Origin of the sequence: Nocardia africana NBRC 100379, assembly GCF_001612635.1 — a bacterium.
GTDB lineage: Bacteria > Actinomycetota > Actinomycetes > Mycobacteriales > Mycobacteriaceae > Nocardia > Nocardia africana.
The window spans coordinates 331,206-357,700 of the sequence record NZ_BDAV01000006.1; the positions used below are offsets into that span (position 1 = coordinate 331,206).

28 protein-coding genes are annotated in these 26,495 nt (G+C 68.5%); 11 read left to right on the plus strand and 17 right to left on the minus strand.

Annotation, left to right across the window (positions count from 1 at the left end; translation table 11 throughout):
• Window positions 1–51 precede the first annotated feature (51 nt).
• Genes NA3_RS09680 through NA3_RS09705 form a run of 6 tightly spaced genes read right to left on the minus strand, consistent with a single transcriptional unit; the run spans window position 52 to window position 6,181 of the window.
• Window positions 52–813, minus strand: a complete 762-nt coding sequence (locus tag NA3_RS09680) for an ABC transporter permease (RefSeq protein ID WP_062963219.1) — start codon at window positions 811–813, stop codon at window positions 52–54.
• The gene (locus NA3_RS09685) at window positions 810–1,799 is read right to left on the minus strand and encodes an ABC transporter ATP-binding protein (RefSeq protein ID WP_062963220.1); all 990 of its coding nucleotides are present in this window, start codon (window positions 1,797–1,799) and stop codon (window positions 810–812) included. The genes NA3_RS09680 and NA3_RS09685 overlap by 4 nt, the downstream gene beginning before the upstream one ends.
• 46 nt (window positions 1,800–1,845) lie before the next feature.
• A complete protein-coding gene (locus tag NA3_RS09690) occupies window positions 1,846–2,487 on the minus strand; it encodes a PadR family transcriptional regulator (RefSeq protein ID WP_062963221.1) in 642 nt (213 codons plus the stop codon).
• Window positions 2,488–2,538: 51 nt separating this feature from the next.
• Entirely contained in the window at window positions 2,539–3,801 is a 1,263-nt protein-coding gene (locus NA3_RS09695) for a glycosyltransferase family 4 protein (RefSeq protein ID WP_062963222.1), read from the minus strand.
• Window positions 3,798–5,369, minus strand: a complete 1,572-nt coding sequence (locus tag NA3_RS09700; RefSeq protein WP_062963223.1) for a 1,4-alpha-glucan branching protein domain-containing protein — start codon at window positions 5,367–5,369, stop codon at window positions 3,798–3,800. Before NA3_RS09700 ends, NA3_RS09695 begins: the two co-directional genes overlap by 4 nt.
• Window positions 5,366–6,181 carry a class I SAM-dependent methyltransferase gene (locus tag NA3_RS09705; RefSeq protein WP_062963224.1) on the minus strand — a complete coding sequence of 272 codons (816 nt, stop codon included), beginning with the start codon at window positions 6,179–6,181 and terminating at the stop codon, window positions 5,366–5,368. The genes NA3_RS09700 and NA3_RS09705 overlap by 4 nt, the downstream gene beginning before the upstream one ends.
• 210 nt (window positions 6,182–6,391) lie before the next feature.
• On the opposite strand from NA3_RS09705, the gene NA3_RS09710 reads away from it, so the two are divergent.
• Window positions 6,392–7,177 carry an electron transfer flavoprotein subunit beta/FixA family protein gene (locus NA3_RS09710; protein ID WP_062963225.1) on the plus strand — a complete coding sequence of 262 codons (786 nt, stop codon included), beginning with the start codon at window positions 6,392–6,394 and terminating at the stop codon, window positions 7,175–7,177.
• Between the two features lie 41 nt (window positions 7,178–7,218).
• Window positions 7,219–8,178 (plus strand): electron transfer flavoprotein subunit alpha/FixB family protein, encoded by a 960-nt coding sequence (locus NA3_RS09715; RefSeq protein WP_062963226.1) that lies wholly within the window; start codon window positions 7,219–7,221, stop codon window positions 8,176–8,178.
• 82 nt (window positions 8,179–8,260) lie between these two features.
• Here the strand turns inward: NA3_RS09715 and NA3_RS09720 are convergent, their stop codons facing one another.
• Entirely contained in the window at window positions 8,261–8,668 is a 408-nt protein-coding gene (locus NA3_RS09720) for a DUF1707 domain-containing protein (RefSeq protein WP_062963227.1), read from the minus strand.
• A 114-nt stretch (window positions 8,669–8,782) separates the two neighbouring features.
• Here NA3_RS09720 and NA3_RS09725 point away from each other — a divergent pair, with 114 nt between their 5' ends.
• The 5 genes from NA3_RS09725 (at window position 8,783) to NA3_RS09745 (ending at window position 12,976) form a co-directional block, all read left to right on the plus strand.
• Window positions 8,783–9,769: an aminoglycoside phosphotransferase family protein gene (locus NA3_RS09725; protein ID WP_084491413.1), complete on the plus strand. Its 987-nt coding sequence runs from the start codon at window positions 8,783–8,785 to the stop codon at window positions 9,767–9,769.
• Window positions 9,770–10,112: 343 nt separating this feature from the next.
• Complete coding sequence (locus tag NA3_RS09730) at window positions 10,113–11,579, plus strand: ATP-binding protein (protein ID WP_227995332.1); 1,467 nt, start codon at window positions 10,113–10,115, stop codon at window positions 11,577–11,579.
• Window positions 11,579–12,007 carry a roadblock/LC7 domain-containing protein gene (locus NA3_RS09735; protein ID WP_051024835.1) on the plus strand — a complete coding sequence of 143 codons (429 nt, stop codon included), beginning with the start codon at window positions 11,579–11,581 and terminating at the stop codon, window positions 12,005–12,007. The genes NA3_RS09730 and NA3_RS09735 overlap by 1 nt, the downstream gene beginning before the upstream one ends.
• On the plus strand, window positions 12,004–12,354 hold the full coding sequence (locus NA3_RS09740; RefSeq protein WP_030515691.1) for a DUF742 domain-containing protein: 351 nt from the start codon (window positions 12,004–12,006) through the stop codon (window positions 12,352–12,354). The genes NA3_RS09735 and NA3_RS09740 overlap by 4 nt, the downstream gene beginning before the upstream one ends.
• Window positions 12,329–12,976: a GTP-binding protein gene (locus NA3_RS09745; protein WP_081879507.1), complete on the plus strand. Its 648-nt coding sequence runs from the start codon at window positions 12,329–12,331 to the stop codon at window positions 12,974–12,976. The genes NA3_RS09740 and NA3_RS09745 overlap by 26 nt, the downstream gene beginning before the upstream one ends.
• A gap of 72 nt (window positions 12,977–13,048) precedes the next feature.
• Here the strand turns inward: NA3_RS09745 and NA3_RS09750 are convergent, their stop codons facing one another.
• Window positions 13,049–13,906, minus strand: coding sequence for a LysR family transcriptional regulator (locus NA3_RS09750; protein ID WP_062963575.1), 858 nt, complete (start codon window positions 13,904–13,906; stop codon window positions 13,049–13,051).
• 111 nt (window positions 13,907–14,017) lie between these two features.
• Here NA3_RS09750 and NA3_RS09755 point away from each other — a divergent pair, with 111 nt between their 5' ends.
• Window positions 14,018–15,310: an NAD(P)/FAD-dependent oxidoreductase gene (locus NA3_RS09755; protein ID WP_062963229.1), complete on the plus strand. Its 1,293-nt coding sequence runs from the start codon at window positions 14,018–14,020 to the stop codon at window positions 15,308–15,310.
• A gap of 71 nt (window positions 15,311–15,381) precedes the next feature.
• Here NA3_RS09755 and NA3_RS09760 read toward each other — a convergent pair whose 3' ends face one another.
• A complete protein-coding gene (locus NA3_RS09760) occupies window positions 15,382–16,086 on the minus strand; it encodes an SDR family NAD(P)-dependent oxidoreductase (protein WP_062963230.1) in 705 nt (234 codons plus the stop codon).
• 96 nt (window positions 16,087–16,182) lie between these two features.
• Between NA3_RS09760 and NA3_RS09765 the strand changes: the two genes are divergently transcribed.
• Entirely contained in the window at window positions 16,183–16,944 is a 762-nt protein-coding gene (locus tag NA3_RS09765; RefSeq protein WP_063917398.1) for a TetR/AcrR family transcriptional regulator, read from the plus strand.
• A 198-nt stretch (window positions 16,945–17,142) separates the two neighbouring features.
• Here the strand turns inward: NA3_RS09765 and NA3_RS09770 are convergent, their stop codons facing one another.
• On the minus strand, window positions 17,143–17,682 hold the full coding sequence (locus tag NA3_RS09770) for a DUF1697 domain-containing protein (RefSeq protein WP_062963231.1): 540 nt from the start codon (window positions 17,680–17,682) through the stop codon (window positions 17,143–17,145).
• Between the two features lie 62 nt (window positions 17,683–17,744).
• Window positions 17,745–18,194, minus strand: coding sequence for a dihydrofolate reductase family protein (locus NA3_RS09775; RefSeq protein ID WP_062963232.1), 450 nt, complete (start codon window positions 18,192–18,194; stop codon window positions 17,745–17,747).
• Between the two features lie 39 nt (window positions 18,195–18,233).
• Between NA3_RS09775 and NA3_RS09780 the strand changes: the two genes are divergently transcribed.
• Window positions 18,234–19,205, plus strand: coding sequence for an RNA polymerase subunit sigma-70 (locus NA3_RS09780; RefSeq protein ID WP_062963233.1), 972 nt, complete (start codon window positions 18,234–18,236; stop codon window positions 19,203–19,205).
• A 37-nt stretch (window positions 19,206–19,242) separates the two neighbouring features.
• Here NA3_RS09780 and NA3_RS09785 read toward each other — a convergent pair whose 3' ends face one another.
• Window positions 19,243–19,986, minus strand: coding sequence for an acyltransferase (locus NA3_RS09785; protein ID WP_174561070.1), 744 nt, complete (start codon window positions 19,984–19,986; stop codon window positions 19,243–19,245).
• Between the two features lie 231 nt (window positions 19,987–20,217).
• On the opposite strand from NA3_RS09785, the gene NA3_RS09790 reads away from it, so the two are divergent.
• The gene (locus tag NA3_RS09790; RefSeq protein ID WP_227995334.1) at window positions 20,218–21,510 is read left to right on the plus strand and encodes an outer membrane protein assembly factor BamB family protein; all 1,293 of its coding nucleotides are present in this window, start codon (window positions 20,218–20,220) and stop codon (window positions 21,508–21,510) included.
• Here the strand turns inward: NA3_RS09790 and NA3_RS09795 are convergent.
• The 5 genes from NA3_RS09795 to NA3_RS09815 form a co-directional block, all read right to left on the minus strand.
• The gene (locus tag NA3_RS09795) at window positions 21,494–22,768 is read right to left on the minus strand and encodes a THUMP-like domain-containing protein (RefSeq protein WP_062963235.1); all 1,275 of its coding nucleotides are present in this window, start codon (window positions 22,766–22,768) and stop codon (window positions 21,494–21,496) included. The genes NA3_RS09790 and NA3_RS09795 overlap by 17 nt on opposite strands.
• A gap of 39 nt (window positions 22,769–22,807) precedes the next feature.
• Entirely contained in the window at window positions 22,808–23,785 is a 978-nt protein-coding gene (locus tag NA3_RS09800) for a class I SAM-dependent methyltransferase (protein WP_062963236.1), read from the minus strand.
• A 36-nt stretch (window positions 23,786–23,821) separates the two neighbouring features.
• Window positions 23,822–24,586 (minus strand): enoyl-CoA hydratase-related protein, encoded by a 765-nt coding sequence (locus NA3_RS09805; RefSeq protein WP_062963237.1) that lies wholly within the window; start codon window positions 24,584–24,586, stop codon window positions 23,822–23,824.
• A 67-nt stretch (window positions 24,587–24,653) separates the two neighbouring features.
• On the minus strand, window positions 24,654–25,490 hold the full coding sequence (locus NA3_RS09810) for an NUDIX hydrolase (RefSeq protein WP_062963238.1): 837 nt from the start codon (window positions 25,488–25,490) through the stop codon (window positions 24,654–24,656).
• A gap of 67 nt (window positions 25,491–25,557) precedes the next feature.
• The gene (locus tag NA3_RS09815; protein WP_062963239.1) at window positions 25,558–26,388 is read right to left on the minus strand and encodes an ABC transporter ATP-binding protein; all 831 of its coding nucleotides are present in this window, start codon (window positions 26,386–26,388) and stop codon (window positions 25,558–25,560) included.
• Window positions 26,389–26,495: the final 107 nt, after the last annotated feature.

The window sequence follows — 26,495 nt, forward strand, 5'->3', positions numbered from 1 at the left end:
CGCCCGAAACCGCCACGTCGGACGCGGCGACGCGGCGGTAGCGAGCGGCGGTCAGGCGTTCTCGCGGGCGAAGCTGCGAGCGCCCACCACCATCAGCAGGACGGCCACCGCCACCGTCAGGCCGGTGCCCAGGTAGACCTCGGGGACCGCGAAATCACCGCGGAACAGCGCCCGCGCCGCCTCGACCGTGTGCTGGAACGGATTGATGTCGGCGATGATCCGCAGCCAGTGCGGCGCCAGGCTCATCGGCAGCAGGATGCCCGACAGCAGCATCAGCGGTACCGAGACGCTGTTGAGCACCGACGCCAGGGTGTCCTCCGAACGCGCCCACAGCGCCAGAGCATAGGACCCCGAGGCCAGCCCGGCCGCCATCACCGAAATCAGCAGCACCGAGGCGATCAAGCCGAAAGCGCTGGGGCGCAACGAGAACGCCGCCATCGCGACCGCGACCAGGACCAGCGCCTGCACGATCAGCACGACCATGTCCTTGAGCACCCGGCCGACCAGCAGTGCGCCGCGGTGGGCCGGGGTGACGCGCTGGCGTTCGATCACGCCGGCCCGCAGTTCCTGCACCATCGCGAATCCCGCGAACATGGAACCGAACAGTCCGACCTGGATCACCAGTGCGGGCGTGAGCACCTTCCAGGGATCGGTGCCGGCGCCCAGGGCGGGGGCGATCGCCTTCACCAGCGGGCCGAACAACACCAGATACAGCACGGGCTGACTCAGTCCGATGATCACCCACACCGGATTGCGCAGCTGAGTGCGCAGTTGCGACCAGAACACCAACCCGGTCTCCCGCAGAAAACTCATCTTCCCTCCCGCAGCGAACGCCCGGTGACGGTGAGGAACACGTCGTCGAGGCTCGGCCGTTTCACGGTCAGCGCACCGGGCACGATGCCGTGCTCGTCCAGTGCGCGCAGCAGCGGCACCACGGCGGCATCGCCGCGCGCCACGGTCAGATGAACCAGCCCGCCGGCGCGCAGTTTCGAGCGCAACTCCAGCACCGTGTCGGCGATCTCGATCGCGCGATCGGCCTGCGCGTCGGCGATGTCGAGGCTGATCACATCGCCGGATATCCGCTGTTTCAGCTCGTCCGGTGTGCCGGAGGCGACGATGCCGCCGTGATCCATGACCAGGATCCGGTCGCACAGCACGTCGGCTTCCTCCAGGTAGTGCGTGGTGAGCACGATCGTCGTGCCCTCGGAGCGCAACCGCCGCACGTGGTCCCAGAGGTTCGCGCGGCTCTGCGGGTCCAGTCCGGTGGTCGGCTCGTCCAGGTAGACCAGTCGCGGACGATGCACCAGGCCGAGGGCGATATCGACGCGGCGGCGCTGCCCGCCGGACAGTTCGCGGCAGCGCCGACGGCCGAGCCCGTCCAGGTCCAGCGTCCGCAGCAGGTGCTCGGCACTCGCCGTCGCCTCGGCCTTGCTCAGGCCGAAAAGCCTTGCCTGCAGGACCAATTGGTCGATCACCAATTCGTCGTCGGTGGTCATGCCGCCCTGGGCGACGTAGCCGATGCGGGCGCGGACCTCGCGCGGGGCCTCGCGTAGATCGGCGCCGGCGATCTGCGCCCGTCCCGCCGTCGGGGCGAGCAGCGTCGCGATCATCCGCAAGGTGGTCGTCTTACCCGCGCCGTTGGGACCCAGCAGTCCCACGATCTCGCCCTCGCGGACCTCGAAGTCCAAGCCGTTCACGGCCTGCACCGGTCCCGTTTTCGTCGTGAACGTCCGTGCCAGCCCCCGTACTCGGATCGCCGAGGTGCGGGTGCGGTCACGAACGGTAGCCGTCGTTTCCATACCGCTCACGGTAGGAACGACGGCTCAAATAGTCAAGCTTTACTATTCAGTCTTGATTATCTGCCGCTCCGGCCTGCTCCCGGGGACGCTCGAAGAGGGCGTCCGGTGTCGAGGGCCAGACATCCAGCTCGCCGTTCTCGATGCGCCGCAAGGTTTTTCGCGACCACTCCAGGTCGGCGCGGGTGTGGGCGGCGGCCAGCGCCATCGCGTCGGCCACGTTGTGCGGCTCGGTTTCGGTCGGATCGCCGCTGCCGGACAAGATCCGCTGCTCCTCCCGCTCGTAGTAGGCCAGATCGGCCTCGAACTTCAGGATGCGGCTGCGCAGCGCCGCGATCACATCGCCGCGGGGCGCGAACGGGAACAGCGCCACCGCCGCGTGATACGGATGTTTCGGCTGCTCGGCCGACCACAAACCCTCCCGGATCAGGTCGGCGAGCACCTTCTCCCCCTCGGACGTCAGCCGATACGAGGTCCGTTCCGGTCGCGCGCCGTCCTGGCCCACGCCCTCGACGGCGATGAGCCCGTCGCGCTGCAGGGTGTTCAGCGCACCGTAGACCGAGCCGGGTTTGACGTTGGCCCAGTCGTCGGCATGCCAGGACAGCAGCTCACGCCGCACGTCGTAACCGTGCACCGGTTGCAGCAGCCGCACCAGGGCCAGCACCAGCAGTCGAGTCGTCGGAACAGCCATACCGAAAATTCTGCCCCCGCCGCCCGGCTGCCACCGCCGCGACCCGGCCGATCACAGCGGGTTGTTCGGATCCCGTTCCGGCAGTGGGCGTTCGGTGATGACCGGGCGGCCCAGCGGATTGCGGACCCGACGCTTGGCGGCCTGATAGACCTGAATCGTCTCCGCCGCCACCACATCCCAGGCGAAATCGGCGGTCAGCCGAGCGTGAGCCGCGTAGGCGCGCTGTTGCGCCGCGATCGGATCGTCGAGGACGGCCGTCACCGCCTCGACCAGTCCGGTCACATCCGCCGGTTCGAACGAGGCTCCGGTGACGCCGTCGATCACCAGTTCACCGAGCCCGCCGGCGGTGGAGGTCACCAGCGGCGTTCCGGCGGCCGCGGCCTCGAGGGCGACGATGCCGAACGGCTCGTAGCGGCTGGGCAGCACGATCGCGTCGGCGCCGTGCAGCCAGCCCAGCAGTTCGGCGTGGTCCAGGCGGCCGGCGAAATTCACCGCGCGGGCCACCCGATGGACCCGCGCACGCTCGCGCAGCCATTCGAACTGGGTGCCCACCCCCGCGATGGTCAGGGTGGCGCCGGGGTGCGCGCGCCGGATCCGCGGCAGTGCGGCGATGGCATCCTGGACGCCCTTCTCGTATTCGAGCCGGCCCACGTACAGCAGTCGTGGCGGACCCGAACGCGGCGCCCGGTCGCGAAATGCCCACGCCCCCACGTCGATTCCGTTGCGGATCACCGTCACCGGCACCAGCTCGGGGCCGTAGAGCTTTTCCACCTCGTCCTGCATCGAGGTCGAACAGGTGATGAGGGCATCGGATTCGCGGGCCAGCCACCACTCCACCGAATGAACCTGCTTGTTGACCCGGCCCGAGACCCAACCGCTGTGCCGGCCCGCCTCGGTGGCGTGGATGGTCGAGACCAGCGGCACGTCGTAGTACTCGGCCAGGGCGATCGCCGAATGCGCGACCAGCCAGTCGTGAGCGTGCACCACATCGGGCGCCCAGCCCTCGGCGATACCCGGTTTGCTCAACGCGATACCGGCGCGGACCATCGCATGCCCCATGGCCAGGGTCCAGGCGAGCATGTCCTCGCCGAAGTCGAAGGCGGGCGGATCCTCGGCGACCGCGACCACCAGCACCCGATCCTCGATGAAGGTGTGGGTGGGGTGCGTCGTGGCGTCGGTACCCATCGGCCGGCGGGCCAGCACCACGACCTCGTGGCCGGCGGCGGCCAGTTCGACGGCCAGATGATGGACGTGCCGGCCGAGCCCACCGACAACTACCGGTGGGTACTCCCACGACACCATCAAGATCTTCATGCCGGTCCTTCTGTTGCTCCCGCCGAGCGGTGACCGACTGCGGGGATGTCCGTACCTCGTGCGTCGAGTCGGCGCGCGTCGAGAGCGGGGAAGAATCCGTCGGCCGCGTACCATCCTGCCGCCAACTGCCGTGCTTTGGCGAGTTGGCCCGCGGTGACGGCCGCGGCGATCTCGCGGACGGCATGCGCGTGCTGATGCGCGCGGTCGCGGGCGTAGCCGGCCGCGGAATCCTTGCTGACCATGAACGCCCAGTCACTGGAGACGGCCAGAATCGCCTCGCGCAGCAGCTGATCGGCGACTGGGTCGCGCAGGCCGTCGGACTGCGCGGCCATCTTGTCCAGGGTGTCCAGGGCCGCACGCACGATCTCGGCGTTGAGCTCGACCAGGTCGCGGACCTGATCACCGGCCCACACCCGCCAGTCCTTACCCGACCCCCACGAGGAATCGGCCAGCTCGACGGGTTCGCCGACGAAGCCGTCCGCCCGGGCATCGGCCAGGGTGCCGACGGTGACCCCGGCCTCGGGCAGCGCGCGCAACACCTGTTCCAGCCACTGCGGCCCCTCGTGCCACCAGTGGCCGAACAGTTCGGTGTCGAAGGCCGCCACCACCAGCGCGGGCCGGCCGATGCGCTCAAATTCGGTGATCAGCCGTTCGCGCACGGTCGCCACGAAATCGGCGACATCGCGTTCGATCGCCGCCGCGGCGGCCGCGGGATCATAGGGCGCCTTGTCCGGACCGGCGACCTGTTTACCGGTGACACGGGCCGGCTTGAGACCGGTCTCGTGGTCGTAGTGGTGGAAATCGCGGTAGTGGGCCTGGCCCGGATATCCGGATTTCGGCGACCACACCCGGTAGCTGACCTGCAGATCTCGCCCGAACGCGACGACATCGCTGTCCCAGACGGGCCGGCCGAGGGTGGTGTCGCCACGTAGCGCCGGACCATCCACCATGAAATGCGTCACACCCGCCGCGGCATAGCCCTGTTCCATCCCCGGAGTGAAGCCACATTCCGGCGCCCAGATCCCCGCCGGGGTGTGCCCCCAGCGATGCCGCGCATCGGCCAGACCTTCGCGCAACTGGAAGTCGCGCAGGCGTGAATCGAGCAGCGGCTGGAACGGATGCGCCAGCGGACCGCCCAGCAGTTCGATCGCCTCGGCGTCGATCAGCTCCCGCCACACCGGCGAACCGCCGTGCCGCCACCGCTGCTCGAAATCGGCGAGAGCCTCGGCGGCCAGCGCGTGTTCGTAGCCACCCAGCTCGCGCTTGCCGGCCATCGACGCCTCGTCGGCACGCATCTGCCAGTTCCCCAGCCAGTGATGCATGGCCGCCAGCGCGTGCGGGTCGTCGAGCTGGGCGGCCAGCACCGGCGTGATGCCGAAGCTGAGCAGATGCGAACGACCTTCTGCGGCAAGGGTTCTCAGCACCCGGGCCACCGGCAGATAGGACGCCGCCCACGATTGATACAGCCACTCCTCACCCACCGGCCAGCGGCCGTGATGCACGAGCCAGGGCAGATGAGAATGCAGGACCAGGCTGAACCGGCCCGGCACCGCTCGCGAATCGCTCACGGCTTCACCGCGATGGCGACCAGATCGAGGCTGGCGTCGATATCCGGATCCCACGCCGGCACGGCCGAACCGAGGGCCGGGCGCAGTTCGAAATCGTCGGTGCGCACACCGGCCACCGCCGCGGTCAGTTCGGCGGGCCAGGGTTCACCGGCCAGCGCCCGCTCGATCTGCGCGTCGATGAACGAGCCGCCCCACTGTTCGTCGAGAGCGACGAGCGCCGGGCCGTGATGGACCCCGGCCATCATGTCGACACGGAATCCGGCTCGCTCCAGCAGTTCCGCAAGTTCGGCGGCATTCAGCTCGCGAGTGTGGAAGGGGTTCAACGGCGTATCGCGACCGGGCGAGAAGGTGATCCGGTTGGGCGTGCTGATCAGCAGCTGCCCGCCGGGACGCAGCACCCGCAGGCATTCGCGCAGAAATCGGCCCTGATCCCACAGATGTTCGATGACCTGGAAATTCACCACCACGTCGACCGAGGCGTCCTCGAGCGGCAGGTCGGCGAGATTGCCCTGGATCATCTCGACCCGGGGGTAGGCCGCGCGCACATGTTCGACCGCGCTGGTGTCGTAGTCCAGCCCGATCACCCGGGTGGCGACGTCGGCGATCATGTTCGCGCCGTAGCCCTCGCCGGAGCCCGCCTCCAGAACCGTTGCCCCACCGCATCGTTCGAGCAGGCGCGCGTAGACGATCTCGTGTCGGCGGAACCAGTAGTTCTCCTCCGCGATACCCGGCACGGTCCGTTCGCCGGTCAGTGGCAGCGACTCCACCCCGGCAGACTCCCCGCTCACCGGGGAGACGACAGCCTCACTCATTGGATCGACGTTAGCGGTTGCCTGTATCACACCGCCGCCCGGACCGACCATGGAGAACATCACACCCTAAGTTACCCGTGAGTAACTTAATGTAGGGTAATCTCCCGGACGGAGCTTTAGATGTGACGGAGCTTTTCACGTGGACGTACGGCCACCCGATCGTGCGACCCCACCTCACGTGCCACCAGAACAGGAGGTCGACGAAGACCAATGCCGAACATCGTCGTACTGATCAAGCAGGTTCCCGACACCTGGTCCGAGCGCAAGCTCAGCGATGGTGACTACACCCTCGACCGGGAGGCCGCCGACGCGATCCTGGACGAGATCAACGAGCGTGCCGTCGAAGAGGCTCTGCTGATCAAGGAAGCCCAGGGCGGCGAGGTCACCGTTCTCGCCATGGGCCCCGAGCGCGCCACCGAGGCCATCCGCAAGGCGCTGTCCATGGGTGCCGACAAGGCCATCCACGTCAAGGACGACGCCATCCACGGCTCCGACGCCGTGCAGACCGCGTGGGTGCTCGCCGGTGCGCTGGGCCAGATCGAAGGCATCGAGCTCGTCATCGCCGGTAACGAGGCCACCGACGGCCGCGCCGGCGCCGTGCCGGCCATCATCGCCGAGTACCTGGGCATCCCGCAGCTCACCCACCTGCGCAAGCTGACCGTCGACGGCGACAAGATCTCCGGCGAGCGCGAGACCGACGAGGGCGTGTTCAAGCTCGAGGCGAACCTGCCCGCCATCGTCTCGGTCACCGAGAAGATCAACGAGCCCCGCTTCCCCTCCTTCAAGGGCATCATGGCCGCGAAGAAGAAGGAAGTGCAGACGTTCACCCTGGCCGACCTGGGCATCGACCCGTCGACCGTCGGCGTGGGCAACGCGGGCACCGCAGTCACCGGTGTCACCCCGAAGCCGCCGCGCACCGCGGGCGAGAAGGTCGTCGACGAGGGTGAGGGCGGCAACCAGGTCGCGCAGTACCTCGTCGGTCAGAAGATCATCTGAGCCCACCGAGCGCAATCACCACAGACTTCAGGAGAAGCAACATGGCAGAAGTACTCGTGCTCGTCGAGCACGCCGAAGGTGCCCCCAAGAAGGTCACCACCGAACTCCTCACCGCCGCCCGCACGCTGGGCACCCCGGCCGCGGTCGTGCTGGGCGCCCCCGGCACCGCCGACAAGCTGGCCGACGCGCTGACCGCGGCCGGCGCCGAGAAGATCTACGTCGCCGAGTCCGACGACGTCGAGGGCTTCCTGGTCACCCCGAAGGTCGACGTGCTCGCCGGTCTGGTCGAGTCGGCGTCGCCGGCCGCCGTGCTGGTCGCCGCGTCCGCCGAGGGCAAGGAGGTGTCGGGTCGCCTGGCCGCCCGCATCGGCTCCGGCCTGCTGGTCGACGTCATCGACGTCAAGTCCGACGGCACCGCCGTCCACTCCATCTTCGGTGGCGCGTTCACCGTGGACGCCAAGGCCACCGGCGACGTGCCGGTGATCTCGGTGCGCCCGGGCGCGATCGAGGCGGCTCCGCAGGCCGGCGCCGGCGAGAAGGTGACCGTCGAGGTTCCGGCTCAGGAAGAGGGCGTCACCAAGGTGACCTCCCGCGAGCCCGTCGTCGGCGGCGACCGTCCGGAACTCACCGAGGCCACCATCGTGGTCTCCGGTGGCCGCGGCGTCGGCAGCGAGGACAACTTCCACAAGGTCGTCGAGCCGCTGGCCGACGCGCTGGGTGCCGCCGTCGGCGCCTCGCGTGCCGCCGTCGACTCGGGCTACTACCCGGGCCAGTTCCAGGTCGGCCAGACCGGTAAGACCGTGTCGCCGCAGCTGTATGTGGCCCTGGGCATTTCGGGCGCGATCCAGCACCGCGCCGGCATGCAGACCTCGAAGACCATCGTCGCCGTCAACAAGGACGAAGAGGCGCCGATCTTCGAGATCAGCGACTACGGCATCGTGGGCGACCTGTTCAACGTCGCGCCGCAGCTGACCGAGGCGGTCAAGGCCCACAAGGGCTGATCGAGACCCCTGCAGGGAGTACGGCTCGCCGAATCGGTACCTCGCGGTATCGGTTCGGCGAGCCGTCTGCGTTCGCGCGGGTTCACTCCGGCGGCCGCTGCGCCTGGTTCCTTGCGACGGTGATGCCGATGACGGTCGGAATGCACAGCGCCAGCCCCCACGGCACCTCCACCCAGAACGGCCAGAAGTATCCGGCGCCGGTGGCCAGCCAGATCACGACGCACAGGATGTTGACGAAGACCCACGGCGTCCACATGATCAGCACCCACGGCGGCACCCGCCCGGCCCGGGCGGCACCCGGCTGGTCCCGCACCGCCGGCAGATCCGACAGGATCGGCGACAACTCCCCGTAGGTACGCGCGGTGTAGACCTGCTGGACCCGGTCGTCGAATTCGGCGAGATTCAATCGGCCCTCGTTCATCGCCGTGCGCAACCGCTCGACGATCTTCTCCCGGTCCGCGTCCGAGGCCCGCACGTGCTCGTTTCCCACGGCCCAAGCCTAGAGGCCGACCATCGCCACGCGTCGGGGAACATCGCCCGGAATGCCCAGGGACAGGCGATAATCCGCTTGCGCTGCCCCGCCGCCCTCGGCCAGGCTGAGGCCGTGCCGACTCCGACCGGACCGCCGATCGCACTCCCACCCGAGGTGGTCGAGACCGTGAGTACCGTCTTCGGCGCGCGCGGACGGACCTGGCTCACCGAACTTCCCGGGCGCGTCGAGGCACTGTGCGCGCAGTGGCAGCTGACTCCGCTCGGTGCCGCCTTCGCCGGTGGCACCCATTCCTACGCCGCTCCCGTCCGCCGCGCCGACGGTTCGGTGGCGGTGCTGAAGATCCCGATCGTCGACGAGGAGAACGTGGGCGAGGCGGCCGGGCTCTACTGCTACGGCGGCGACGGAGCGGTCCGCCTCCACGACTACGACCCCGGCAGCGGCGCCCTGCTGCTCGAGTGGGCGCGGCCGGGTACGCCACTGCTGGCACAGCCCGGATTCCCGAGCCTGGAAGGTCTGCCGGAACATGCGGACAAGGTCGAGGTGGCCTGCCGGTTGTACCGGCGTCTGCGCCGCCCGCCCGTCGCGCTGCCGGACGGATATCCCCCCATTCCCACCGTTTCCGCCGTCCTCGCCGACTGGTCGGTCCGCTTCGGGCAGCCGAAACCCGAACTGGTCCACGCCGTTCCGTCCACCCTGGTGGACGCCGCGGTGGCTCGATGCGCCGCGCTGACCACACCGCGGGAACCGCCGGTCGTCGTCAATCGCGATACCCACCTGGGCAATATCGTTGCCGCCGAACGGGAGCCGTGGCTGCTGATCGACCCGAAGCCGTATCTCGGCGAGGCCGCATTCGATATCGGTTTCCTGATCATGATTCGGATTCAGCGCTTGCCGACGGCCGAGCACGCGCGACGAATGGTCACCGCGACGGCCGCCGCCACCGGCGTCGACCCCGGCCGCGCATGCCACTGGGCGTTTCTGCGGGCGATGGAGGAAATATCCTGGGCCGTCGACGATCACGTGCCCCGCGACCTGCGGTTACACCTCGCCGTCGCCACCGCCCTGAGCGGAATTGCACCATCTTTCGAGGTGAGTTGAGCCTCACCGAAACAGGACGATTGCGAAACACCGGCGATGAAGATATTCCTACCGAGCCGTAGATAACGAATCGGTCGCTGCCACACGGAATTGCTGCTATCTTTGCTGTCGTCGGGTGCTGGGGCCGATCGGGATCCTCCGCCGGTAGGTCGATGCTGAATTCGCCTGTCCGGTAAGCGCTTCGAGGTCCCCTCCAGGTTAGGTGCAGTATCATCCTGCCTGCCGCGTTCCCGCCGTCCGACCTGAGTGTTATCCCGGCCGCGCCGATCGCGGTCGTCGAGCTGGAAAGGACGAAGCGGCCGGAAATCCGGCACCGAGGGAACTGATGAATCAAGCTACCGCCGTGACTCTTTCGTGGATCCTCGCCGCCATTCTGATACTGACGATCGCGGGAGCTCTGTACGCCGCGTATTACGCGTCGCAGCAGCGCGCCCGTGCCCGCAGTGCCGAGGCGGAATTGCGCGCCCACGAGGACGAGCTCGAACATTTCACGAGCACCACAATGGGTTTGGTGGCCGACTCGGTGCGCCGCGCCGAATCGACGGTCGAATTGCCCGCCATCGACCGCGGCGGTTCTCGCTTCGCCCAGCTGCTGCAGCGGCTGACCGAGCGTTACGCCGACGACCTGCACCGAGTGGCCGCAGAAACCCACGAGCGCACCAGCCGCGAGCTGGAATACGAGAAGCAGCAGGCGATCGCCGCCACCGAGGCCGGCGTCCGCGAACAGGTCGAGAACGCCTCCCGCGAGGCGACCAGCGCCGCGGTGCGCGCGTTCGGCACCTCCGTGGTCAGCCTGGGCGCCGACGTCGGCCAGGTGGTGAGCGCAGCGCTGCGCCAGCACCGCGGGGACGACGTCTACGAGACGCTGATCCGCATCGACCACAGCGTCCAGCAGATGATCCGCCAGGCGCAGTCGTACGTGATCGTCTGTGGCGGTCTGCCCGGTCGCCGCTGGCCGCAGCAGTCGCTGACCGACATCGTCGGCGGCGCGATCGGCCGCGTCCGCGACTTCACCCGGATCCGGCCGCAGCAGCTCGACCGGGTGATCATCAGCCGCGCGGTCGAACCGCTGGTGCACACGCTGGCCACCCTGCTGGACAACGCGCTGCGCTATTCGCCGCCCACCTCTTTCGTGGACGTCACCTTCCAGGAAGGCCACCACGGCCTGACGGTGATCATCGACGACGCCGGCGTGCGGATGAACCCCGAACAGATGGAAGAGGCCCGCCAGGTCCTCGCCGGCGAGCGCACCGTCGACATCCACCAACTGGGCCCGACCCCGCGGGTGGGTTTCCCGGGCATCGCCGCGCTGGCCCGCCGCTACGGCTTCACCGTGTACATCGACGGACCCAATATCTACGGTGGTATGCGCGCGATGGTCTACGTACCCGAGGGACTGCTGGCCGCGCGGCCCGACAACCTCGAAAGCGTCACGGCCCCACCGATTTCCACACCGATCGAGGTCGCCGCGGTACCCGCCGCGGTCGGGAGCGCCACTGCCGCCCCCGCCCCGGTGACCCTCTCCGCCGCACCGGCCGCCCCGGTCGCCGAGGCGGAACCGCTGCCGGCCGCGGACCCGACACCGACCGGCCAGTCGTCCACGGTGCACGAAATCACGCCGGGCGGGCTGCCCCGCCGGCGGCGGCGCAGCGTGGCCGTGCCCGCCTCCGCCCGCGGGCCCCGCACCGACACCGGACAGCCGCATACCGATACCGGCCTGCCCCGGGTCGATATCGCCGAAGCCTGGCAGACCGGTTCCACCAGCGGACGTGCAGCCGCACATGACAACTCCGAAGGGATGACATCCTGATGGCCACACCCGGCACCACTGTGACCGACGGCGATAACAAGCTGTCGTGGATGCTCGAGGATCTGACCGTTCCCGGCGTCCGATTCGCCGTACTACTGTCCGAAGACGGCCTGCGCATCGCCCACGTCGGCGCCATCTCCCTCGACGACGCCGAACGCTTCGCCGCCGCGGCCTCCGGCCTGAGATCTCTGGGTAAGGCTCTCAGCGAGTTCTGTGGCCCCGCGAATACGGTGCGGCAGAACATGACCGAGTACGACGAGGGCATGATCTTCATCACCGCCGCCGGTGAGGGCGCCCTGATCGGCGTGTCGACCATGCCCGATGTCGACGTCAGCATGGTCGCTCACCGGATGAACGAACTCGCCGTGAGAGTCGGCCGCGAACTCGGCAGCCTGCCCCGCCACAGGCCCGGTAGCGATCGGGCATGAGCAAGCACCGGCGCGATCCCGACCTGGTCCGTGCCTACGTACGCACGGGCGGACGTACCCGTGCGACTCGCTCGGTCGACCTGGTGACACTTGTTGTGGCAGCACAGGATCCGACGCCCGGTGCCAGTCCGGACGCGCGCCGGGTTTTGAATGTCTGCAGTCGGCACGCTGCACTGTCGCTCGCCGAAGTGGCGGCATATCTCGACCTGCCGCCCTCGGTAGTGAAGATCGTGGTATCGGACCTGCTCGACAGCGGCCATCTGGTCAATCCGACCCCGGCTGATCATGTGCCGGAGGTCGCCCTGCTCGAGGAGGTACTGAATGGGCTCCGCGCTCTCGCCGTCTGAGCGCCCGACCGCCCTGTCCGAACGACCAGCCGCCGTGACCGACCGTACGGTCGACTATGTACCGGAAACGGTCACGCGGTCGGTGAAGCTGTTGGTAGCAGGCAATTTCGGTGTCGGTAAGACCACTTTCGTCAGCAGCGTCTCGGAGATCCGTCCGCTGCGCACCGAAGAGACCATCACCGAGGCCAGCGTCGGTATCGACGATATGGCCGGTCTCCCCGGCAAGCAGACCACCACGGTGGCCATGGATTTCGGGCGCATCACGCTCAATCCGCAACTGGCGCTGTACCTGTTCGGCACGCCGGGCCAGCGCCGGTTCCTGCCGTTGTGGGAGGAGTTGGCCAACGGCGCACTCGGTGCGCTGGTGCTGGTCGACACCCGGCGCATCGACAAGGCCGACGAGGTGCTCTCCATCCTCGAGGAACGCGGCGTGCCGTATTCCGTGGCCATCAACGAATTCGACGGTGCGCATCGCTTCCCGCTCAGCGAGATCCGCGATGCGCTGGACCTGGAACCGGGCACCCCACTGACCGCGTTGGACGCTCGTGACCGCGGCACCTGCCTGCGATCGCTGATCACGCTGGTGGAATTCCTGTTCCACCGGCTCGAACCTCGTCCCTGACCGTTCTCCTCGGCAACGCCGTACCGGACTCCGGTGCGGCGTTGCTGTGTTTTCAGGAACTGTGCAGGGTTTTCAAGAACTGTGCAGGGCGGCCAGCAGCGTGACCAGGATGGGTGAGCGCCGGATATCGCTGCGGAGGACGGCCGAGACCGGAATGCGCAGCGGCCGTCCCGCGAGTCTCAGGGTGGCGATCCCTTCGGTGGCGCTGTCGGCGTACAGGATCGTCCAGGCGTCCGGCCTGTTGATCAACTCCATCGTCGCGGTGTGGTCCGGCGGGATCGGCGGGCCGTAACTCGGGCGGGTCGGCAATTCGGCGAAGGCGTGCCGGACGACGTTGTGCAGGAGCACCTGCTCGGTCTCCGGGGGTAGCAACAGCGGATACTTCCCCAACTCGGCCAATGTCACATCACCTCGGCCGGCCAGCGGGTGGGCGGTCGAGGCGGCGATGACGAGGTCCTCCACCCACAGTTGTTCGACTGTCAGACCGGGCTGTTCGACACTGCCGCGGATGAGAGCGAGATCACAATCGCCGTCGGCGACCGCGGCGATGCGCTGCCGGAAAGGCTTGATGACGAACTCGATTTCGGCACCCGGATGCGCTTCGCGTGCTCCGGCTATCGCAGATAGCGATCTTGTTGCGAAAGACATATTCGCTGCCAGGCGAATTCGCGGTCCCGAGTCGCGTACAGCTGCGCGAATAGCGGATTCGAGGCTCAGCATTTGTTTCGCAAGAGGAAGTAGCCGAACAGTTGCCTCAGTAGGCACGACGGAGCGCGTGGAGCGTTCGAAGAGCTGTACACCAAGATCATGTTCGAGCCGCGCGATTTGATGACTGATAGCCGATTGCGATATGAAGCAGCGCACAGCGGCGCGACTGAAGCTCAACTCCTCGCATACCGCGACGAAGTAGGTGAGCTGACGAAGTTCCATCAAGATCTCCATTCATGAACGATCTAGATAAGAGTCATCAATATTATGCGCCCTGACCCCCGAAACATCCAGTGCATGAATCGCGTTTACTCATGACAGAAGGAGGCTGTCATGCAAGACGTGGATGCGGGAATCGAAACCACCGATGTGGTCATCGTGGGTTCGGGGTTCGGCGGGCTCGCCGCCGCGAAGCAGCTCAGCAAATCGGGGATCGACTACGTTCTCATCTCGGCGACGCCGGAACATCTGTTCCAGCCGCTGCTCTATCAGGTAGCGACGGGTGTGCTCCCGTCCACCGACATCGCCCCGCCGATCGCGCAGATCCTGCGCCGGCACAAGGGCGCTGATGTGCGACTGGGCAAGGTCGTCGATATCGACGCCGATGCCGCCGTACTCACCTACGACACCGAGCAGGGGCCGCGCAAGATTCGCTACGGCTCGCTGATCGCGGCCACCGGAGCCACCCAATCGTATTTCGGCCGCGACGATTTCGCGGAGAAGACGTTCTCACTCAAGACCATCGACGATGCCAAGCTGCTGCGAGCGCAGATCGAGCGCGTCTTCGCCGAGGCGGCGAAGGCCGATCCGGAAACCCGGGAACGGCTGCTGAGCTTCGTGGTCGTCGGGGCGGGGCCGACCGGCGTCGAGGTCGCCGGTCAACTCAAGGAGCTCGCGAAACGCCACTACCACCAGGAGATTTCGGTCACCCTCGTGGAGGGCGCCGGCGCGGTGCTGCCGCCGTTCGGTGGCAGCCTGTCGGAGTATGCGCGTAAGTCGTTGAGCCGCAACGGCGTCGAGGTGCTGCTGGACACCTTCGTCACCGATATCGACGCCGGCAAGGTGACCGTGAAGACCAAGGACGGTGTCGAGCGCGGTATCGGCGCCGAGACCGTGGTGTGGTCGGCGGGTGTGGCCGCCGGCGGATTCGCCACGCTGCTGGCCGAGGCCACCGGCTGCGAAACCGACCGTGCCGGACGGCTTCTCATCAACCCGGACTGCACCGTGGGCGGACACGCCGACATCTACGCCATCGGCGATATGACCTCGCTGAACGGCTACCCGGGCCAGTCGCCGACGGCCATGCAGGAGGGCCGCCACGTCGCCGACATCATCCGCCGCAAGAAGCAGCCCGGCACCCCGTTCGTGTATTGGGACAAGGGTTCGATGGCGGTGACCAGCCGGTTCAGCGCGGTCACCAAACTCAACGACCGGGTGAAGTTCACCGGCACCATCGCCTGGGCCACCTGGCTGGCCGTCCACTTGTTCTATCTGGTCGGCTTCCGCAACCGCTTCGTCGCGGTCCTGTCCTGGCTGGTGGCCTTCATCGGCACGGGCCGCCCGGGTTTCGACGAGAGCGACAAGCCGCGGGCGACGACGGTTCCCGAGCACCGGCACGCGGCTTAGCGTCACCCCACCGAAGTTCCACCGTCCGGCCCGCGCCAACGATGCGGGCCGGAACGCGCGGCTTCGGAGTCTCAGGCCGCCCGCTCGACGTCCGCGTCGGTGGTGGCCATGGCGAACAGATCCTCGGCGAGGGCATCGGGATGTACGCGCTGAATGGCGTTGGGTTCCACCGTGGCGAAGCGGCCGGAATCGAACAGCTGTTGCGCCGCACTGTTTTCGATGAGGCGGCTGATGAGCAGCGCGCCCACCCGCACGCCGTTCGGGCGGACCTGCTGGTCGATCGAGTGCAGGTAGTTGAGCAAGGCCGACTGCGGCACGCTCGAACTGGCCAGGGCCGCCTGTGGTTCGCGCACCGATCCGCCCTGGGCGATGAGGACCGCGCCGGAGCCGCGGGCCGCCATGGCGGGCACCAGCGCGTGCATGATGCGCACCGGCGTGGTCAGGTTGATCGGCAGCCAGCTGCGCAAGGTGTCCGCGTCCAGCGACAACGCATCCACCGGTAGCCGGCTCACGTCACCCGGGCTGTAGATCACCACGTCCGGAAGTCCGTGCGCGGCGCGCAATTCGGCGAGCGCGTGGTCGATCCGGGCGTCGTCGGTGAGGTCGGCGAGCAGCACGTCCACCTCGATCTCCTCGGCCGCGAGCCGCGCCCGCAACCGTTCGAGGGTCTCCGCGTTGCGCGCGATCAGCGTCACCGAACAGCCCGCACGGCCGAATCGCAGCGCCGCCGACAATCCGAGCGCGGGACCCGCACCGAACACCGCCAGATGGGGCATGACGTACCTCCATAACTCGAGGGGGCGCTCAAATTTGAGTGCCCTCTCGAGTTAAGGCGAAGTCGAGTGGGTTTTCAAGTTGTTAGTGTGAGCGTCATGGTCGAGAAGGTGGCGAGTACCGGGGAAACGGCCGCCGGCGCGCGACGGCGGCGTTGTGACGCCCGGGACAACCGGGACAAGATCGCCGCGGCGGCCCGGCGGCGGTTCCGGGCCGAGGGCCTCGACGCCTCGCTGAATCAGATCGCCCGCGATGCCGGGGTCAGTATCGGCACGCTCTACAACCACTTCCCCACTCGCGAGGCGTTGATCGAGGACGCGCTCATGGAGCTGGTCGTGGCGTCGGGCCGCAGCGCGGAGGAGGCCTTGCGGGCGGCCGATCCGTGGACCGGGTTGGTCGACCATCTGACGACGCTGGCGCAGTGGCAGGCGAGCGATCGCGGCTTCACCGATATCTGCGTGTACTCGCTGCCCGCCGACAGCCCGATAGAAGTGGCGAAACAGCGGGGCCACACCCTGTTCCAGCGGCTGGTGACGCGGGCGCAGGAGGCCGGGCGGCTGCGTAGCGACATCACCGAAGCCGATCTCGGCCTCCTGCTGTGGTCGGTGGTGCGCGCGACCGACGGCGTGCGCGACGTCGCCCCCGGGGCGTGGCGCCGGCATCTGGCGGTTCTGCTCGACGGCTTACGCGCCGAGGCCGCACATCCTCTGCCGGGACGCGCGCTCGACCCCGAACAGGTCCGCGCGGCAATGACTCTCGGCGGTAGGGCTATCGACAGAAGGGGCTCGGCCGGAGGAGGGTCCGCAGGAGGAGACTCGGCCGTCACATCGGAAGACCCCGAACACAGCAGTCCCCGGTAGTCTCCATCGATTCCTGAACCTCAGTCGTCGCTGACGGTCCGGATATTCGACTGGCTTGCCGGGGGCCTGGCCAGATCCTGGAAACCATCTCGTGAGTCGTCCGACGTCTCGTTCGACTCCGTGGTGATTTCCGGTGTTCCGGTGTATCACCTAGTTTCCTCCTGATTTTTCTCCAGTCAAGACCTCAGGAAGTAAAAACTACAGCTTGGCCAGCACTTTGTTGACCGTGAGCCACGTGCGAGTGGTGATGTCCTTGCCGTAGACGGTCTCCATCCACGCCATGTGGTTGGGCGTCCCGGCGACGGAGTTGTCGATGACCGCCAGCAATGCCCGGGCCGGTTCGTCGAAGCGCACGATCCGCACCGCCGACTCCAGTCCGCCGGGCAGTTCCGGCGGCGGTGCCCCCGCGCGATCCTTCACGAAGGTCACGGTGAGATAGGTGCCGCGGGAATGGGTGAGGCCGGGAAAGGGATCGGAGTCCACCAGCTTCTGCAACTCCTCCCGGCTGCGGATGATGGTGCCCCCGCCGATGCCGAGTTCCGCCTGCAACGCCGCCTGAATCCGGGATTCCATTGCGGCGATATCGGTTTCGGTGCTGCCGAAGACGATGTTCCCGCTCGCCAGCACCGACCCCACCCCCTCGTAGCCGAGGCCCTCGAAGACCGCCCGCAACTTCTCGTTGCGCATATTGGGGTTGCTGGGCATGATCCCCCGCAACCAGGCCGCGTACCGGTTCATGAGCGAAGGCTACCCGGCGGCACCGACAGGAAGGCTCCGGTTCCGCTGCCCGGATGTACGGCCTATCCGGCGGACGCCTCCGGCAGGCGTGCGTAGGTCAGGTGGGCAAGGTTCGTGCCGACCGCGCGCACGCCGATGAGGCGCGAGGGGCGCGGCGATACCGGTGCCGCGCCGCGGGCGAAGAGCCGGCTCCCCGCACCCATCACCACCGGGAACACGGCCAGTCGCACCTCGTCGACGAGGCCGTGGCCCGTCAGCGCGTGCACCAGCTCGGTGCTCGCGTAGACCCGGATCTCGCCGTCGACGAGGTGCCGCAATCTCGACACCTGCTCGGTGAGATCACCCCGCAGGACCGTCGTGTTGTTCCACTCCGGATCCGACAGCGTCGCCGAGACAACGTATTTCGGCATCTCGTTCATGCGGTCCGCGGTCGCGCCGGTGCGCCGCGGATAGCGGGCAGCGAAGTACTCGTAACTGCGCCTGCCCAGCAGCAGCGCCTGCGCGTCCAGCACATCGTCGTGAATCAGCCGGGCCCATCGACCGGCGACCTGATGGCTTCGGCGCGGGCCGGCGACGGTGCGGCGTTTCGGGCACTGACCGCGCCGTACCAGGCGGAGTTGCAGGTGCACTGCTATCGGATGCTCGGCTCGCTCCAGGACGCCGAGGACGCCCTGCAGGACACGATGCTGGCCGCGTGGCAGGGCATCGGCGCCTTTCAGGAGCGCTCCTCGCTGCGCACCTGGCTGTACCGGATCGCCACCAACCGGTGCCTGAACGCGCGCCGGGCCGCGGGCCGGCGCCGGGCGAAGGAGTGGGACGTGCCGAACGTGGATCCGCCGGAGCCCTCCCGGCTCGGCGAGGTGGTGTGGTTGCAGCCCTGTCCCGACGCACTGCTCGAGCAGGCGCCGCCCGGCCCCGAGGCACGCTACGAGCTGAGCGAGTCCGTCTCGCTGGCATTCGTGACCGCGCTGCAACTGCTGCCACCGCGCCAGGTCGCCGTCCTCGTCCTGCGCGACGTGCTCGGATTCCGGGCGACCGAGACCGCCCGGATGCTCGACACCACCGTCGACTCGGTCAACAGTGCCCTCGCCCGGGCCCGCGCGGCACTCGAGCGGCGCCGCCCGATCGGCCGATCACCGGCGCCGGGGTCGGCGGATGAGGAGGCGATCGTGGCGAGATTCGCGCACGCGTGGGCATCGGCCGATGTGGACGCGCTCGTGCGGTTGCTGACCGACGACGTCTTCATCTCGATGCCGCCGATCCCGTTCGAATACGTGGGCCGCGAGGTCGCCGGCCGCTTCTGCGCCGGCATCTTCGGCGCCGGGCGGCGCTTCGACCTGGTTCCGACGCGGGCCAACGGCCAACCGGCGTTCGGCGCCTACCTGCGCGGCCCGGACGGCAGCAGCCACGGGACCGGCCTGTACGTGCTCACGCTCGCCGGTGAGCGCATCAGCGCCATGGCCCGATTCGAGAGCACGGTGCTGCCGTGGTTCGGTCTGCCCCGCACGCTACCGAGCCGATAGGGCTTCGAAGGACGGCAGGAATGCCGGTCCGGACGGATCAGTCCGAGCCGGCGCCGACTCCCGCCTTCTTGCGTTCGATATCGGCCAGGGCGGCGGCATGCCGGGCGCGCTCCTCGGCGGCGTCGTCCCAGGCCTTCTTGCGGTTCTTGACCACCCGGGCCGGCGCGCCGACGGCGATGCTGAAGTCGGGGATCTCCCCCTTCACCACGGCATGGGCGCCGAGCACGCAGCCGCGGCCCACCCGGGTTTCACGCAGCACGGTCACCTTGGCCGCGATCCAGGTGTCGGGGCCGATGCGGACCGGGCTCTTCACGATGCCCTGATCCTTGATCGGCATGGTCACATCGTCCATCCGATGGTCGAAATCGCAGATGTAGCACCAGTCCGCGACGAGGGTCGACTCACCGATCTCGATGTCGAGGTAGGTGTTGACGACGTTGTCCTTACCGAAGACCACCTTGTCGCCGATGCGCAGCGAGCCCTCGTGGCAGCGCAGCGCGTTGCCGTCGCCGATGTGCACCCATTTGCCGATCTCCATGCGGCCGAGCTCGGGCGTGGCGTGGATTTCGACATTGCGGCCCAAGAAGACCATGCCGCGCAGCACGATATGCGGGTTCGCCATGCGGAATTTGAACAGCCGGTAGTACCGCACCAGATACCACGGCGTGTACGCCCGATTGGCGAGCACCCAGCGCAGCGACGCCATCGTCAGAAAGCGCGCCTGCTCCGGATCCCGGCGGCGCGACCCCCGCCAACGCGAACGCAACGGTGCGCCCCACATGCTCGTCACGGGCCAGCTCCCTCTCCTCCGGCGACGGTTACCTCGGTGGTCACCTGATCGAGGTACCAGCGTAGTCTCGTGCAGGCCCGTGACGAACAGATGGGAGTGCAGCAGGTGCGAAGCGGCAGCCGGCGACCCGAGCGCAGCGAGCACGACCGCGGCGGACACCACCCGACGACGTTGCGCCACTTGGTAATTCGGGGAGGCGCCCCGAGGCGCGCGATCGCGGCGGTGGGTGCCGTGGGCCTGCTGGCGCTGACCGGATGCGGCAGCACCACCGTCGACGACATCAAGGTCGGTTCCGGCAAGGGCTGGCAGTCGGCCTTCCACGATGCCCGCAACAGCGGCGCGAGTCCCGTCACCGGCGCCCGTCATCTGAGTCTGAGCTGGTCGCGCCCGATCGGCGGCCCGCTGGCGAATGCGACCACGATCGGCCCGGACGGCCAGTTGTTCGTCACCTCCCGCACCACCACCGACTGTGTCGGCAAGCCGGGTACCACCGGCATGATCTTCTCGTTCCAGATGCCCACCGGGCGCAAGCGCTTCTGCAACGCGCTGGGACCGGATGCCGTCGCCGCGGCCTCGGCGGTCGACGGGGCGAGCAATGTGTACGTCGGCGACGACGGCGCGGTGTTCTCGTTCAACGCGCTGGGGCAGCCGCGCTGGCGCACTCCCGTTGCCGGCGTTCCGGTCTCGGTGCAGTTCACCCACGACGGCACCGTGCTGTCGGTCTCGCAGTCCGGCCAGGTCGACGTGCTGGACCGGCAGACCGGCGACCGCGGGGTGTCGACCTATCAGGTGCTGGGCGACCCGGACTTCCTCGCGCATCCGAATGTCACGCGCCCACCGGATGGGCAGGGCATCGACGACTGCGCCGTCGGCGGTCCGCAGTGCGCGGTGGCGAATGTGTCGGCGCTCGACCCGGATTCGGGCCGCTTCTACCTGACCGCCTGGCGGACCGGCGCCCCCGCGGCGTCCCTGGTGGCGCTGCACTACGCCGACAAGAAGGTCGCCCAGGACTGGAGTGTCGACATCCTCACCGACGGCAGCGCGACGAGCCCGACGCTGTCGTCGGACGGCAAGACGCTCTACGTGGGCGACAACAGCGGTCGCCTGCTCGCCGTCGACACCGCCGACGGCCACACGAAATGGACGCAGCCGCTGGGCTTCACCCCGCGCGGCGGCATCTCCGAACTCGACGGGCTGCTGATTCCGGGCGGCGACGACGGTCATCTGCTGGCGTTGCGCGACAACGGCGACCGTGCCGATATCGCCTGGGAACGCAAGGATCTCACCCTGCGCGGCCGCCCGGTGCAGACCGCCGGCGGCACCGGCTACGTGGTGGTGCCGATGGGTGATGCGCTGCATCTGCTGACCTTCGAGACGAAGTCGGGTAAGACGATCGCCTCCGCCGCACTGCCGGGTGCGCAGGGCACGACGGTGTCCACCGCGATCGGGCCCGACGGCCAGGTCGTGGTCGGCACCCGGATCGGCGAACTGTTCGCCTTCACACCGGATCGGTAGCGTCCGCCGCCGACTCCACGCGCGGGGTTTCGCAGACGAATGCCGTTGCGGTCCGGCCGATCCGGGTGATCACCACGGTGTGCGGGGTGCTGCCACGCGGTTTGATCCGGCGCCGCAGGGCATCGGGATCGACGTCGACGCCGCGGATCAGTATCTCCAGCGGCCCGCAGTCGCGGCGGTGTAGTTCGGCGCGCAGCGGCTTCTCCCGGAAGTCCAGGCGGTCCAGAATGCGGAAACCGCGCACCCCGGGCGGCACCGTATCGCCGGTGAGATAGGCGATGCGCGGATCCAGTTGCCACAGGCCGTATCTCGCGGCGTAGTGGCGGACCAGGCCGGCCCGGACCACCGCGCCGTCCGGGTCGACGAGCCAGGTTCCGGGCTCGCGCTCGGGAAGGTCGCCGGGCTCGGCATCGGTCAGCGACCACGAGGAACCGTCGCTGCGCAGCACCGTCGCCCGCCTGGTCACCCCGGATTCGGTGAGCCCGCGCGACCACAGGCAGGCTTCGCGCACGGCACCGTCGAGGGAGACCACCTCGACCTCCCCGTCCCACGACAGGCCCGCGTAGCCGTCGGCGGCCGTCCGGTCGGCGCGGCCCGGCAAGGGTTGTGCGTCCGGCCGCCGCAGCGCGAAACGGTCGAAATCCAGTCCGGGAGCGCATTTCACGACCAGGTCGCGGTCGCGGTAGACAGCCAACAGCTCCGGTAACGGTGGTTGCAGCTGATCCGGATCGTGGGTGCGCCGACCTCCCGCGCGCCGCGCCGGATCGGCGATCACCACGGCGCCGGCACTGCACGGCCGCAGCGCATCGGCCTGCACCAGTGCGACATTCGGCGCATCCGCCAGATTGTGTGCGGCCATTTCCAGCCGCACCCGGTCCAGATCGCCGCCCAGCACGGCCGGGCATTCCCGCCGCAGCGCGGCCAGTTCCGCGCCGATCGAGCAGGTGACATCGTGGACGAAACGCCCCGCCAGCCGCCGGGCCCGATGTCGCGCCACGAGACTCGGTGTCGCCTGCTGCAGCGCGTCGTCGGTGAACAGCCACTCGGCCGCGTCGTCGAGTTTGGCCGCCGCACGCCGGCGCAGCCGCACGGTCTCCACCAGCGCGGCCGTGCGGTCACCGTAGTCGCGTCGCAGAGTGTCCAGATCCCGCAGCATCGTCGCGGGAGTCAGCACGAATCCCGCGACCGCGGACAGCGCGTCCCGGCCGGCCACGCTGTCCAGATAGTCGACGTCTCGCGAGGTGAACGAATATCCCATCAGCGTGGCCCCGGCCGGTGCGAAACAGCCTGCCGCCCACTACTTCCCGGCGGCACCCGGCTTCACGCCGGTGATCATGGCGTTGTAGAAGAACTGGCGCGGCACCACGTGGCGCAGCACCTTCTCGTCGAGCTTGCTCAGCCCCAGCCATGCCTTGTACTGGGCCATCCGGTAGCGCCAGGTGAGTTTCTCCTCCGGCACCGCCGCCTCGAAGGTGCGCACCGGCCAGCCCCACAGCGCGGCGGCGAATTCCTCGGTCTCGGCGTGCACCTGCACCGCACCCGCGCTGCGGGCGATCTGCTCGAGTTCGGAGGGATCGAAGGTGTGCAGGTCGACCACGGCCTCGAGGGCCGCGGCCCGCGACGACTCGTCCAGTTCGGCCTGCGGGCGCCGCCAGTCGGAGAGGAACGGCAGCTTGGTCACCTCGGTGGTGACCTTCCAGGTGATCTGGCCCAGTTTGCGGGCGTAGAAGTTGCCGATGGTGGTCGGCTCACCGGCGAAGACGAAACGGCCGCCCGGCTTCAGCACCCGCAGGCATTCCCGCAGCGCCTGCTCGACATCCGGAATGTGGTGCAGCACAGCATGTCCCACGACCAGGTCGAAGGTGTTGTCCTCATAGGGGATGGTCTCGGCGTCGGCGACGCGGCCGTCGACATCCAGACCCAGGTTCTGCGCGTTGCGGGTGGCGACCTTGACCATGCCCGGCGAAAGATCGGTCACCGAACCGGATTTCGCCACCCCGGCCTGCATCAGATTCAACAGGAAGAAGCCGGTGCCACACCCGAGTTCGAGGGCCCGCTCGTACGGCAGCGGGGCATTCGGGGCGACGGCGTCGAAGCGGCCGCGCGCGTACTCGATGCAGCGCTCGTCGTAGGAGATGGACCATTTGTCGTCGTAGGTCTCGGCCTCCCAGTCGTGGTAGAGGACCTGCGCGAGCTTGTTGTCGGTGAGCGCGGCCTGGACCTCGGCCTCGGTGGCGTGCGGGTTCGGCGCGGGGTCGTCAAGACGTGCGGTCATGGTGGCACAGCGTATCGAGTGATCACGCGGAGTGGGTCAGCGGCCCAGGAATTCCGCGACGCCCGGACCGAACGCCGAATAAGAACGTGTTCCTACGCTGCGATCTTCGGTCTCGAACAGCTCCGCCCACTCGGCGCGGGCGCGGTCGAGGCCGTGCGGACCGGCCTCGAAGACCCGTTTCGCGGCGGCCAGCGCGCGGGCCGGACCGGTGGTGAACTGCCGTGCCCACCGCAGCGCCGCGCCGAAGACGTCGTCGGGCGCGACCACCTCGTCGACCAGCCCGATCACCGCCGCCTCGTCGGCATCGACGTAACGGCCGGTGTACACCAGATCCTTGGCCGGGCCGGGGCCCACGAGCAGACCCAGCCGGCGGATGCCCGCCACCGGAATCAGGCCCGCCCGGATCTGCGGCAGGCCGAGTTTGACGTTGTCGCCGATGAGCCGGCGGTCGGCGCCCAGAGCGAGTTCGAGCCCCGCCCCCACCGCGTAACCGGTGATCGCCGCGATCGTCGGCTGCGGAATCCGGGCCAGGCAGCCCAGTGCCTCCTGGAGATCCGCGGCGACGGCGCCGGCCTGCGCGGGCGTCCAGCCCGCGAGTTCGGCCATATCGTCGCCGGCGCTGAAGATTCGCTCGTCGCCGTAGACGACCACCGCCCGCACCTGGTCGTCCGCCGCGAGGTCCGCGGCGGCCGCGGCCAGCTCCAGCGCCAGCTGCAGATCGACGAGATTCAGCGGCGGCCGGGCGAAACGCAGTACGGCGATTCCCGCCTCGACACGGTCCACGGTCACGAATTCGGCCACGGCGGCGAGCCTACTGTGCGCGGTGGGACTCCTCCGACGTCGGGATGTTCGCGGTCGCGCTGCCGGATCAGTCTCGCTTCGAACCCTGCAACCGGGACGCGTCCGGCATATCGGCGAAATAGCTGGTGTTGTTCGGGAACTGCAGCATCGGCCGGCCGTCGACCGGCTCGAAGACCGGCATGATCGGGCTGATCGAGCGCTCGGCCGCGAGAATCTCTGCGGTGGAGGCGAATTCGGCGATCGAACTCAGCTGCGTCCAGGTCGGCGGCAACAGCACGTCCTCGCCGGCCCGCCAGCGGTCCAGTGCCTGCGCCGGAGTCCGCCACGCCACCTCGTGCGCCTCGGTGGTCGCGCCGTCGGCGCGCTGCCCCTCGGGCAGGACCGCGACGAAGAAGTAGGTGTCGTAGCGACGCGGCTCCACCACCGGGGTGATCCAGTTGTCCCACGGGCGCAGCAGATCCGCGCGCAGGATCAGATTCTCGTTCGCCAGGAAATCGCCGAACGACAGTTCGCGGCGCTCGAGCTTCTCCCGGGCACCGCGGTAGGCGACGGTGTCGGACACGACGGTGTCGGCGGTCGGGCCCGCCAGCAGGACACCGCATTCCTCGAAGGTCTCCCGGACCGCGGCGCACACCAGCGCCTGCGCGCGAGCGCGGTCGACGCCGAAACTCCGGCCCCACCACGCCGGGTCCGGTCCGGCCCAGCCGATTTCCGCATCGGCGTCGGAGGGGTCGACCCCACCACCGGGAAAGACCGTCATCCCGGCCGCGAAGGCCATCGCCTTGACCCGTCGTTGCAGAAATACCTCCGGTCCGGATGCGCCGTCACGCACGAGCACTACGGTCGAAGCGTCCTTCGGCGCCGGTGGCTGGGCCGGGGTTTCCGCAACAGATTCACTCACCATCGCACCCTAACGCGCGCTTGGTTCCGATCGGCAGCAGGTGCCCGAATGCGGCCCTGCGGGCACCTGCTCAGGCGCGGTGGCGGCCGAAACGCTGCGAGCGGCGCGCGAAATACCGCCCGTCGATGCGATCGAGGGCGATGGATTGGCGGAAGGCCTCGCTGAGATTCTCGGCGGTCAGCACATCCGAGAGCAGGCCCTGCGCGATCACATCGCCCTCGTTGAGCAGCAGCGCGTGGGTGAAGCCGGGGGGAATCTCCTCGACGTGATGGGTGACCAGCACGGTCGCCGGCGCATCCGGGTCGGCGGCCAGATCGCCCAGTTGCTCGACCAGTTCCTCGCGGCCACCCAGATCCAGCCCGGCGGCCGGTTCGTCGAGCAGCAGCAGTTCGGGATCGGTCATCAGGGCGCGGGCGATGAGCACGCGCTTGCGTTCGCCCTCGGACAGGGTTCCGTAGGCACGGTCGGAAAGATGTTCGGCGCCCAGGCTTTCCAGGATGTCGACGGCGCGATCGGTGTCGACATCGTCGTAGCGCTCGCGCCAGCGGCCCATCACGGCGTACCCGGCCGACACCACCAGATCCGACACCTTCTCGTCCGCCGGGATCCGGCTGGCCACCGCCGCCGACGACAGGCCGATGCGCGGCCGCAGTTCGCTGATGTCGATCTTGCCGAGCACCTCGCCCAGCAGCGTGGCCGACCCCGAGGTCGGATACAGCTCGGCGGCGGCCATCCGCAGCAGCGACGTCTTGCCGGCGCCGTTGGGGCCGAGCACGACCCAGCGTTCGTCGAGCTCCACCTGCCAGGTGACGGGACCCACCAGGGTGTGGCCCGACCGCCGGACGGTCACCTCGTTGAAATCGATGAGCAGATCGGGATCCGGTTGCGGCACGAGCTCCATCTTTGCCGACGCGCTCGATCCGTTGCCAACGTGGTCGGTGTGCACGCTATCCGTCATAGTCGGCCACCCGCTCCCCCACGATCCGAATCGACCATTGCCGCAGTGAG